Source organism: Bacillus sp. ME78 (assembly GCF_903970865.1).
GTDB lineage: Bacteria > Bacillota > Bacilli > Bacillales > Bacillaceae_G > Bacillus_A > Bacillus_A cereus.
On the sequence record NZ_CAJCKK010000007.1, the window covers coordinates 97,071 to 108,803 of the forward strand.

Consider the following 11,733-nt stretch of genomic DNA (forward strand, 5'->3'; position numbering starts at 1 on the left):
TTACGCACCCCTTGTTTGTGAATCTGGAATTAACAGTGTAATTTCTGTCCCCTTTCCTATAGAACTATCAATCTGTAAAGTAGCCCCTAATTGGTCAGCTTGTTCATTCATATGTAATATACCATAATGTGGCTCATTCTTTGTTTTAACCATAGACTCAAATAGTGAAAATCCAACTCCATTATCCTTAACCCTTAAAAGAACGTGTTCACTTTGATAACTGAGTAAAACATCAGCCTTTTTTGCTTGTGCATGTTTTACAATGTTTTGCAAACTCTCTTGTAATGTATCAAATATAACTCTTTCTTTTGAAAAACTAAGCGCACGTGCATGACCTCTTTCATGATAGGTAATGTCTAGTTCATATTCTCGTTTTAAAGATTTTATTTTACTTGCTATTGCCTGCTTAAGGCCTAATTGTTGTGTCGGATATGGTTTTAAAGCATAAATAGAATAGCGAACTTCTCCTAGACTTCCTCTTAAATCTTTTATGCTTTTCTCAACTACTTGCTGCATATCTTTTGGTTTATCATGGTATTTTTTCCGTGCGGATTCTAGTTGGAATATTACCCCCGCTAATGTTTGCGCAATACCATCGTGAATTTCACGGGCAATTCTATTTCTTTCTTCTAAAATCATTCTTTTTTTCTGTTCAGAAATCAATATCCTTGTTTTAACAACGTTAGCTAATTGGTTAGAAAATGTAGCTAACGACTGTACATCTTCTGGAAAGAAACCCGCATTTCTACTTTTCCCTGCAACAAACATTCCGACTAATTCATCATTTACTATAAGAGGAAAATATACAAGTGAGCGTATAACACTATCAAATATTTCATCTCCAGGAGCCGTACCAATTTTCCAATCATTAAATACAAGATTTTTAGAAAGTTTCTCAAACGCCCTTAATATTTCTGAATCATCAGAAATATGAGAGCGCACTTTCCCATCTTTTAATAGAATACTCCAGTTCCCATCATCTTTTGTCCATATTACATATGCTTGTATGCCAAAAAAACCTTTAAGTGCTTGTTTAATATGTTTCAAATTTCCTCCAGTTAATCCTCGACTAATTTCGGTCGTAATAAGAAATAACTCATATAATCGTTCCTTCTCCATCCTTATCCGTACAGAAAAAGAACTAATAACTGAAGCTGCTACAAGTGGAAAAAAGAAAAACAGTACTGTAATCTCGTTTATTTCCACACTATATATACTAATTAATACATGCATCAGGGCCGCATAAGAGAAACCAAAAGTTTCGCAAAGAAATACCGTTACAGTTTTTTTATACCACTGATATATTGAATATGGCTGTGGAAGAAGTATCATCAACAAATCGTAAAAACGATTGTTGAAAAAACAAAAAAACACGCAAAATAATAACAAAGATATTAAATTTTCATATAGAACTGACATAACTATCTTATTAAGTAATAAGGACATACATTTGTTTGAAAACCATTCGGCCAAAATCAAACTAAGTGCATGCTGAGTACTATTAAATAACATTCTTTGTATCGGTGAACGACGATGCAGGTGAATAATTAGCGTTACGAGTACAATAGCAGTAATAGTTATATGGATTCCAAACTGCCAACTCATAGCATAGATTATCGGAAAAGTAAGCGAGCTAGTTCCTCTCCAAAATCTTACAGGAAAATACTCTGCAATCCCCATAAATAGTAACAACATTATTAGTATTGTTGAATGAGAAGGGATTTTAATTTCAAGTAAAGATATAGTTATAGTAACCAAACCAAGAAAAGAAATAAAATAAAGATAAGAACTAGCAATCTTTTCTCTCATAAAGATAGAATTTACATCCTTCAAAACAACCCCTTCTTTCTTTATAAAAACTTCATTTTCCCTATTATCCAATAAAAAACCGGCACTGGCAAAATGGAAGAACATCCACTAGCCAATCACCGGCTGTGTACTGTACCTAAAAAGGCAAGACACAATACTAGTATTATAAATCGCTTTTCTTAAATTTCCTATTCATCAAATGATGTAATTATGCATCCCGCTAGATTTACTCTCCTATAGTACAAAAGATATATAGTAATATCGCAAATATATACGTTCTTTCCATTTCCCTACTTTTCTAAAAAATCCAAGCATAATTTTCTCACAAAAAACAAAAATTAACAGAAATAATTTCAATGTAAAGGAGATGGAAAGTATGACCGAACAGAAGCACTCACAACAAGATAATAACAAAAAGCATATGTTTCCATCACTTCCGGAAAATATTAATTACATTGAAAATAAGCTATGTCACTCAGATGATATAAAAAAATTAGATGTCCCTTTTCAAAACGGAAAAGGAACAATCTTATATATCGAATCTTTAGCAGACCCAAATTTGATTCACCAATTAGCTCTTGAGCCTTTATTAACTCGGTCGGATTTGGCTTTAGATAAAGCTTTTGCCACATTAAATATGAAAAAAGAAACAAATTTAAATTACGGTGTGCAGCTTTTATTACAAGGAAAATCATTATATTTTCATGAACACGTCGACAGTTTTTTTATTTTCGAAACAGCTTTATCTTTAAAGCGAGATATAGCAGAGCCTGATAATGAAGGGATTGTGCGCGGTCCACATACTGGTTTTGTAGAGGATCTAGCAACTAATTTAGCTTCGATTCGTAAGCTCATAAAAAGTCCAAATATCGTCGTTAAATATTTCACACTTGGTGAAGAAATGCATACGAAAGTGGCAATTGCTTATATGCAAAACATAGCGAATGACGATTTAGTTACAGAAGTAAAAAGAAGGTTAGAAACGATTAAGACAGATGCACTTATGTCTCCGGGATATATACAAGAATTTATAGAGGATACGTCTTTCTCACCATTTCCACAACAATTAAATACAGAGCGACCAGATAGAACTGTCGCTAATTTAATGGAAGGCCGAGTTGCTATTTTATCTGACGGAGATCCAACAGCACTTATCGTTCCTGTTACGTTATTCGCTTTCTATCAATCACCAGATGATTATAATAACCGCTGGATTGTTGGATCTTTCGTCCGAATGATTCGCTTAGTGAGTTTCTTAATTGCTTTTCTCTTACCAGCTATATATATCGCAACCGTAGCCTTTCATCCTGATGTATTGCCGCTTGAACTTGTGTATACAATTAAAGCTTCATTAGAGAAAGTACCACTTCCTCCTATTTTTGAAGCTCTCTTAATGGAATTAATCTTTGAATTATTACGGGAAGCTGGTATTCGCTTGCCAAGCCGAGTTGGACAAACAATCGGTATTGTAGGTGGTTTAGTAATTGGTGATGCAATTGTAAAAGCTGGACTTGTTTCTTATACGATGATCATTGTTGTAGCTTTAACTGCCATCTCATCTTTTCTCGTTCCATCAAACGATATGAGTTCAGCAGTTCGAATTCTTCGTTTTCCATTAATGATTCTTGCTGCTATATTCGGATACGTCGGAATATCATTCGGTCTAATTATAACTTTCGTTCATTTATGTCAATTACATTCATTTCATACGCCATATCTTTCTCCTGTTGCCCCGATGCGGATAAAAGATATGAAAGATTCTTTTGTAAGACTTCCAATTTGGTCGTTTTGGGAACGACCACATGATCCAAAACCGAAAAAAATGCAACGACAACATGTAACGAGAGAGGATGAGGACGGTGACAAACACGCAAAGTAAAATTTCGCTCGTTCAATTTACCTTTTTCGTTATTCAATGCCAAATCGGAGTTGGTATCCTTTCTCTACCTAACCGTCTTCACCCAATAGCAAAAGGTGGTGGATGGATTTCCGCGCTCATCGCCGGGCTTGCGATTCAGCTTATTATTTTACTAATGTGGCTTTTCTTAAAACGATTCCCTGATGCAGATATGTATGAAAGTGTTTGTATGCTATTTGGTAATAAGTTTGGAAAACTATTAGGCTTTGCTTATGTTTTTTATTTTACGCTTATCGGTATGACAGTTATGTTGAATGCTTGTAATGTCATTAAAGTATGGATATTACAAGCTACTCCTTGGTCTGCCATTCTCATGCTATTTACGATAGCTTGCTGCTATATAGCCTATAATACATTTAAAGTCATCGTACGATTTTATGTCATGGCCTCTATCCTCATTATTCCAATGGCCCTTTTAATTGCCCTAGGGCTTTCCCGAGCTGATTTCTCTTATATTTTTCCAATTACAGAAGCCGGCTGGTGGAATATAATTCAAGCATCCAAGGAAACAATTACAGCCATGTATGGTTTTGAAATCATTCTTATCGCTTTTCCAAAAGTAAATGGCAGTTCTGTCGCAAAACTGAAGGCCATTTCTATCGCTAATGGATTTGTAACACTTTTTTATACTTTTACTGTTTGGATTTGCTTTATCGTATTTAGTCCAAAACAAATTGAGCTTATTCCAGAACCAGTTGCTTACTTATTACGTTCCTTACATATTGGGATTATAGACCGGACGGATTTACTATTCATTCCCATATGGATGATAACAGTTGCAGCTTCTATCGCTAGTTATTATTGCGCTGCTTCAATCGGAGTGGGACATATATTCAATCTTGCTAATCATAAAAAAGCTGTTCCAATCATTGGTATTATTGCTTTTAGTGTAGCCTTATTTATAGATACACCTGAAGAATTAAAAGTAATCTCAACTTTCACTGATAAGTTCACGTATATTTTTATTGTTGTCCTCCCTCTTTTATTTCTACTTTATTCTGTGATACGAAATAAGAAAGGAGAACAGTATGTTCACAAGAAAAGTTAAATTACTTTCTATATTATGTGCTAGTTCCCTCCTTTCTGGCTGTTGGGATCAAGAACCATTAAGGGAAGCAAGGTTAGCTTATAGTATTGGATCTGATATTACGGAAGAGAATAAACTCCAGCAAACAATCGAGCTCGTAAAAAGTTCAAGCGGAGAGCAATCTTCATTCGAAAATGAAATACATTCAGCAACGGGGCATAACATAAGGGATACAAGCGATGCCCTAAAAAAAAATGTGACTGGGAATATTCGTTATTTTAAATATGGTGTTCAATTACTAGGAACCAAAATTCTAAAAAAAGGTATATTACCTTATTTAGATGTCAGCTTTCGGGACCCAACAAACCCAACTGCTTTAGTAAAACTTATTGCAGTAGATGGTGAAACATCCGAGATACTAGAAAAAAAGAAAGTAGGAAATTTACTAATTGGAGATTTTCTAAAGAAAAAAGTGAAAAGCTTAGAAGATATGAGTGTATTTCCAAAAGAAACTTTAGAGACAGCTGCTACAAAAATGTTAGATCCCGGTAAAGACTTTACCCTCCCTTCTATAAAAATAAAAGGAAAAGAAGTGATTACAAACGGTCTAGCTTTATTTAATAATGATAAATTAACTGGGCATTTACCTTTGAAACAATCTGTTTTATTCGTATTATTAACTGGAAAAATGGGAACAAGTGCCCGTATAACCCAAAAGCTTACTAGCGATGAATCAGAGAAAACATCTGATTATTTAACAATGGAAATTAGCAATCGAAAGTTAAAACGCGACTTAAAAATAACAACAGATAAAAAAGGAAATGTTTATGCTCACATTAAGCTCCAACTAAAAGTTATAGCGCTTGAAGCTCCGAGAGATAATCTTTACAAAATGGATGAAAGAAAAAAACTAAATAAAGAATTGTCTAAACAACTTACGAAAGAAGCTAAAAAGATAACGAAAAAGTTACAAAAAGCAAACTGTGATGCTTTCGGTATCGGCAGACACCTTATCGCCTACCACCCTGACTTATGGAAGAAGAAAAATTGGAATAAAGATTATGCAAAAGTAAAATTCAAACCTGAGGTAGAGGTAAACATTTTGTACAGTGGTGTCCTAAAATAAAAGGTTGTATGCCCATGCGGCATACAACCTTTTTATTTCGTATATCGATACACAATTGATTCATATGGTCTTAAGCTAAGTTTTGTAATATTCTTGCTAGCATCTTTATAATTCGACAGTAGTATTTCTTGTTTCATTCCATCTAATTGAACTTGCGCTGGTACAGAGTACGTTATTTCTTCTCCGTAGAAATTATTTATAGCAAGTAGTACTTCACTTCCTGTAGTACGAGTATATGCCCAAATTTTAGGATCATTTTTATCCAAAATAGCATATTCTCCTTCTGTAATTACATCATATGTTTTTCTAAGTTCTATTAACTTTTTATAATGATAAAATACGGACTCTTTATCTTCTAAGGCCTTCTCTACGTTTATTTCTTTAAAGTTTTCAGCCGCTGAAATCCAAGGTGTACTTGTTGTAAAACCACTGTTCATCTCTTCATTCCACTGCATTGGAGTGCGCGAGTTGTCACGAGATTTTTGCTTTAAAATCCCTATAATCTCTTCTTTTGATAGCCCTTCTTTTAGCTTTATATCGTATATATTTAACGATTCCACATCACGATATTGCTCGATGGACTCAAATTTAGGATTCGTCATACCGATTTCTTCCCCTTGATAAATGTAAGGCGTTCCTTGCAGCATGTGCATGGCTGTCGCTAACATTTTTGCAGATTCGTTTCGGTACTTCCCGTCATCACCAAAGCGTGACACGATGCGAGGCTGGTCATGATTACACCAAAATAACGCATTCCATCCTCCGCCTTTTTGCATTTCAATTTGCCAGTTAGACATAATCTCTTTTAATTTAATAAAATCAAACTCTGCTTTCGTCCACTTATCACCATTCGGATAATCTACTTTTAAATGATGGAAACTAAACGTCATGCTTAATTCATTACGCTCAGGATTAGAATATTTAATACAATTATCAATTGTCGTAGATGACATTTCTCCAACTGTAATTACATCTTTTCCTTCAAAAACATTTCGGTTCATCTCTTGTAAATATTCATGAACACGCGGACCATCTGTATAATACTTGCGTCCATCACTTGTCGCAGTACTACCTTCATCGTTTAAGAAGCATTGGTCTTTTGAAATTAAGTTAATGACATCTAATCGGAATCCTGTTACTCCTTTATCCAGCCAAAAACGCATCATATCATATACTTCTTCACGAATTTTTTCATTTTCCCAATTTAAATCAGCTTGTGTTTCATCAAATAAATGTAAATAATATTGCTCCGTCTTCTCATCATATTTCCAAGCAGATCCACCAAACTTAGACTGCCAATTATTTTTTTCATCACGCCAAATATAGTAATTACGATATGGACTATTTTTATCTTCCTTCGCTTCTTTAAACCACTTATGTTCAGTCGAACTATGATTTACAACAATATCAAGCATAATCTCAATGTTACGTACTTTCGCTTCCTCTAAAAGTTCTTCAAACTCTTCCATCGTTCCGTAAGATGGATCAATGCTGTAGTAATCACTTACATCATATCCATTATCATTTTGTGGTGATTGGTATATCGGTGTTAACCATATATAATCCACTCCGAGTTCTTTTAAATAATCTAGTTTCTCTGTAACCCCTTTTATATCACCGGTTTCTCTATTGTAATAACTATTAAAGCTCTTCGGATAAATTTGATAGACTACACTTTTATGCCAATCCTTCATGTTTAACTTCCTCCTACTTCTGTTTGACTCTTTTTGCAAATAACCATGTTAAAGTAAATGGGATTACAACTGCAATAATCATTCCGACAATAAACATTGGAATCGATTTCGGAATGATAGAAATAAATGCTGGTAATCCGCCAATTCCGATAGCAGGTGCTAATACACCATTTAATGTAATGAATATCGCTGCCACAGCAGACCCTATAATCGCTGCATAGAACGGGAACTTATTTCGTAAATTCACACCAAACATCGCTGGTTCTGTAATACCGAAGTATGCTGAAATGGCTGATGTTGATGCCATACTTTTATCATTTTGATTTTTAGAAATCCAGAACATCGCAAGTGCCGCACTACCTTGCGCAATGTTAGAAAGAGCGATCATCGGCCAAATAAATGTACCGCCATGTTGTGCAATCAATTGTAAATCAATTGCAATAAACATATGATGCATACCTGTAATTACAAGCGGTGCATATAACGCTCCAAATAATACTGCTCCAACTACTGGTACTGTTTCATATACACCTACTAATCCTACTGTTAATAAATCTCCAATATGACGTGTAACCGGACCGATAATTCCTAATGCTAACACACCTGTCACAACGATTGTTGTAATTGGTACAACTAATAATTGAATTGCATTTGGTACATGTTTCTTTAAGAAAATTTCCACTTTACTTAATACAAATGCTGCTACTAAAACAGGTAAAATTTGTCCTTGATATCCTACCTTCTCAATTTGGAACAGTCCTAAAATATTGAAGTACTCAATCTTTTGACCCTCTAAACCAGTCGCTGCTTTTCCATAGTCCCAAGCGTTTAATAAGGCCGGGTGCACAAGCATTAATCCCATAACAATCCCTAGTATTGGACTACCACCAAAACGCTTCGTTGCTGACCACCCGACAAGTGCTGGTAAGAATACGAATGCTGTATTGGCCATCATATTAATTAAATCCCAAAGCCCGCCTAAGTTCGGATAAACATCTAATAAATTTTTCCCATCAAAAAATAAGTCCTTTGCCCCTAATAGATTGTTAATACCCATTAGTAAACCAGCTGTTACTATCGCTGGTAATATCGGCATAAATACATCCGAAAATATTTTCACAAACTTTTGAGCTGGATTTAACTTCTGATTTCCAGAGTCTTTTACGTCAGCTACAGTCGATTCTTTCATACCTGCAAGCGTTATCAATTCAGCGTAAACACGATCTACATCCCCTGGACCAATTACAACTTGAAATATACCAGCGTTATGAAATGCTCCTTTCACTAATGAAACAGACTGTAATTTATCATTATCTATTTTACTTTCATCTTTTAAAGCGATACGGAGCCTCGTCACACAATGTGCAGCTTGTTCAATATTGTCTTTCCCACCAATATACTGCAACACTTCCTCTGCTGTTTTACGATAGTCTTTCCCCATATTCCCGTCCCTCTTTTCTTTATTTGATACCGTTTACAATTACATATTAACTCGTATATATAAGTTAGTCAACACTCGTATATACGAGTTTGTGTTTTTTTTATAAAAAAAAGAGATGAAACAATATTTTGTTCCACCTCTTTACTTCCTGCGTGCCACATCCGAAAAGTGAAAAATATCTAAACGGTGGCGTGATTCTGTATATTCAAACTGACTTCCATCATACAAATGTGTAAAGTTTTTCACAACGACAACATAGTCTGTTCCATTTAAATCTAAATACTTTCTGTCATCCTCTGTACATGGCTGTACTTCAATTACCCTCTGCGAATAACTAATGTGTAGCCCAAGCTCTTTCTCGATGTATTTATAAATCGATGCTGTTGCAATTTCTTTCGTTAATCCTGGAATAAACTCAGATACAAAATGATTTATATCTAAAATTACTTTTTCTCCATCAATATTTCGTACACGTTTAATATGGTCAATCTCTGTTTTTTCTTTTACATTTAATAATTTCGCAATTTCTTTTGTGGCTTTTTCTTTGCCCATTTCCACAACTTCTGTAATACAATGACGTCCTAAACGTTCATTTTCTTCTTGGAAACTTACAATACCGCCAAAATTAAATTCAATATTCTTTCGCTTTAAAACAAAAACACCTTTTCCATGAATTTTTTGCACATATCCACGCTCTTGCAGTAAATCTACCGCTTTTCTTACCGTTCCTCGGCTTGCCCCATACTGCTTCATTAATTCTGTTTCTGATGGGATTTTGCATCCCTCTTTTAATTGTTTATTATCAATAGATTTACTGATTTCTGTATAAATTTGTTCATACTTACTCATCATCTACAATAGCCCCTTGTCACCTTCTAATTCTATATGTATTATAACATGCTTCACTCTTCTGCCAATCTCTCACTTATTTTCCAGTACAAGAAAAATATAGGTAAATATTTAATCTTTAAAACGTATTTTTATAAAAATTTTTATATTTTTCTTTTCATTCAAAAAAACATGTAGTATACTAACTTCAAAATCAGAGGAGAAAGGGAGCAAAGAACTATGCTTACTTATACAACAACTGTAGTTACATTTGCACAAAAACATCATCATCATACGTAACCCTTGAAACCTAGCGGAAAAATTACGCGTAGGTACAAGGGTTATTCCCGTTGTACCTACGTTAGGCAAAGAGCCATGTAGGTATTTTTTATCTACATGGCTCTTTTTTTATTGTCAAAAAGCTAGTAAAAAATGATGTTTAAGCAAAACTTACTACAAAGGAGTTAACAAAAATGGAAACGAAAAAATGGGGATTATGGGTTTTAACAGCATTTGTTATCGGGAATATGGTTGGCGGTGGCGTATTTATGCTTCCAGCAAATTTAGCACAAGTATCAGGTCCGATGGGTTCTACACTCGCATGGAGTATTACAGGACTTGGCGTATTTATGATTGCACTTGTATTTGGAAATTTAGCGATTCGGAAACCAGAATTAAAAGCTGGACCACAAAGCTATGCTCAAGCTATGTTTCCTTCAAAAAAAGCTGGTAAAGTTGCAGGATATAGCATGGCATGGGGATATTGGGCTGCTAACTGGGCTGCAACAGCATCTGTTATTATTTCCTTTGCTGGATATTTATCAACATTCTTTCCAGTTTTACAAAGTAAGCAAATTCTTTTTTCAATAAATGGATTTTCACTGGAACTCGGAAAAGGATTAACTTTCCTCGTATGTAGCCTTATGCTTTGGGGAATTCAATATATTCTTTCTCAAAATATTGATCGAGCTGGAAACATGAATCTACTTGCTACCATTGCAAAAATTATCGGATTTACAATGTTTATTGTAATTACATTATTCATTTTCAACGCCTCTAATTTCGGAGACGGTCAAACCTTTATGAATGAAGCAGGACAATCAATCTCATTAGGTGGACAAATCAATTCAGCTGCTATTGCAACACTCTGGGCATTTATCGGTATTGAATCAGCAGTTATGCTTTCTAATCGTGCAAAATCACAGCGCGATGTAAAAAAAGCTACGATTTTCGGATTAATTATCGCTCTTCTTATTTACATGTCAATTACTTTACTTACAATGGGAGCTCTTCCGCAAGATGCTTTAAAAGAGTCTCAAAAACCTTTAGTAGACGCATTAAATTTAGCAATTGGAAATAAAGGTGCATATATAATGGCTTTACTCGCTCTTATATCTTTATTTGGATCTACAGTTGGCTGGATTGTTGTTAGTTCAGAAGTACCTTACCAGGCAGCAAAGAATGGACTTTTCCCTAAGTTTTTCGGGAAAACAAATAAAAAAGGTAGTCCTTCAAAATCATTATTGATTACAAATGTAATGACGCAAATCTTCTTATTTTCAACGATTTCTGGTACTGTTTCAGAAGCGTATAGTTTCGCTATCGTCGTAGCAACATTAGCCTATTTAATTCCATACCTTGTTTCTACTCTGTACCAATTCAAACTGGTTATTACAGGAGAAACGTATGATATAATGCCTGGTTCTCGAATAAAGGACGGGATCATCACTACATTAGCATTTGTATACTCAATTTGGGTTATCAAAACAGGAACTGCTGACTTAAAAACGTTCTTCTTAGGAATTGGATTGTTCGTATTAGGTCTTATTCTTTATCCTGTACTAATGAAAGACTCACAAAAAACGGATTAAATAAAGAGAAGCTGCTGGC

At 34.6% G+C, this 11,733-nt stretch carries 8 protein-coding genes; 4 read left to right on the forward strand and 4 right to left on the reverse strand.

The genetic code is table 11. The annotated features are described in order from the left end of the window. On the reverse strand, positions 1–1,833 hold the full coding sequence (locus H6481_RS11015) for a GAF domain-containing sensor histidine kinase (RefSeq protein ID WP_002182443.1): 1,833 nt from the start codon (positions 1,831–1,833) through the stop codon (positions 1–3). Positions 1,834–2,185: 352 nt separating this feature from the next. Here H6481_RS11015 and gerKA point away from each other — a divergent pair, with 352 nt between their 5' ends. Genes gerKA through gerKC form a run of 3 tightly spaced genes read left to right on the forward strand, consistent with a single transcriptional unit; the run spans position 2,186 to position 5,880 of the window. Then, entirely contained in the window at positions 2,186–3,688 is a 1,503-nt protein-coding gene (gene gerKA / locus H6481_RS11020; protein ID WP_071732231.1) for a spore germination protein GerKA, read from the forward strand. Continuing rightward, the gene (locus H6481_RS11025; RefSeq protein WP_061456776.1) at positions 3,669–4,775 is read left to right on the forward strand and encodes a GerAB/ArcD/ProY family transporter; all 1,107 of its coding nucleotides are present in this window, start codon (positions 3,669–3,671) and stop codon (positions 4,773–4,775) included. Before gerKA ends, H6481_RS11025 begins: the two co-directional genes overlap by 20 nt. Further along, the gene (gene gerKC, locus H6481_RS11030) at positions 4,756–5,880 is read left to right on the forward strand and encodes a spore germination protein GerKC (RefSeq protein WP_071732232.1); all 1,125 of its coding nucleotides are present in this window, start codon (positions 4,756–4,758) and stop codon (positions 5,878–5,880) included. Before H6481_RS11025 ends, gerKC begins: the two co-directional genes overlap by 20 nt. Before the next feature lie 32 nt (positions 5,881–5,912). On the opposite strand, the gene treC is transcribed toward gerKC, so the two are convergent. From treC to treR, 3 genes are all read right to left on the reverse strand, one after another. Continuing rightward, entirely contained in the window at positions 5,913–7,574 is a 1,662-nt protein-coding gene (gene treC, locus H6481_RS11035; RefSeq protein ID WP_071732233.1) for an alpha,alpha-phosphotrehalase, read from the reverse strand. A 13-nt stretch (positions 7,575–7,587) separates the two neighbouring features. Then, the gene (gene treP, locus H6481_RS11040; protein ID WP_000513942.1) at positions 7,588–9,015 is read right to left on the reverse strand and encodes a PTS system trehalose-specific EIIBC component; all 1,428 of its coding nucleotides are present in this window, start codon (positions 9,013–9,015) and stop codon (positions 7,588–7,590) included. 141 nt (positions 9,016–9,156) lie between these two features. Continuing rightward, complete coding sequence (gene treR, locus H6481_RS11045) at positions 9,157–9,867, reverse strand: trehalose operon repressor (protein ID WP_071732234.1); 711 nt, start codon at positions 9,865–9,867, stop codon at positions 9,157–9,159. Between the two features lie 449 nt (positions 9,868–10,316). Between treR and H6481_RS11050 the strand changes: the two genes are divergently transcribed. After that, complete coding sequence (locus H6481_RS11050) at positions 10,317–11,714, forward strand: amino acid permease (RefSeq protein WP_000448446.1); 1,398 nt, start codon at positions 10,317–10,319, stop codon at positions 11,712–11,714. The last annotated feature ends 19 nt before the right edge of the window (positions 11,715–11,733 follow it).

Bases quoted from the DNA above. Each gene is read 5' to 3' on its own strand.
- gerKA (WP_071732231.1), top strand. From the start codon at position 2,186: ATGACCGAACAGAAGCACTCACAACAAGATAATAACAAAAAGCATATG.
- gerKC (WP_071732232.1), top strand. From the start codon at position 4,756: ATGTTCACAAGAAAAGTTAAATTACTTTCTATATTATGTGCTAGTTCC.
- treC (WP_071732233.1), bottom strand. From the start codon at position 7,574: ATGAAGGATTGGCATAAAAGTGTAGTCTATCAAATTTATCCGAAGAGC.
- treP (WP_000513942.1), bottom strand. From the start codon at position 9,015: ATGGGGAAAGACTATCGTAAAACAGCAGAGGAAGTGTTGCAGTATATT.
- treR (WP_071732234.1), bottom strand. From the start codon at position 9,867: ATGATGAGTAAGTATGAACAAATTTATACAGAAATCAGTAAATCTATT.
- H6481_RS11050 (WP_000448446.1), top strand. From the start codon at position 10,317: ATGGAAACGAAAAAATGGGGATTATGGGTTTTAACAGCATTTGTTATC.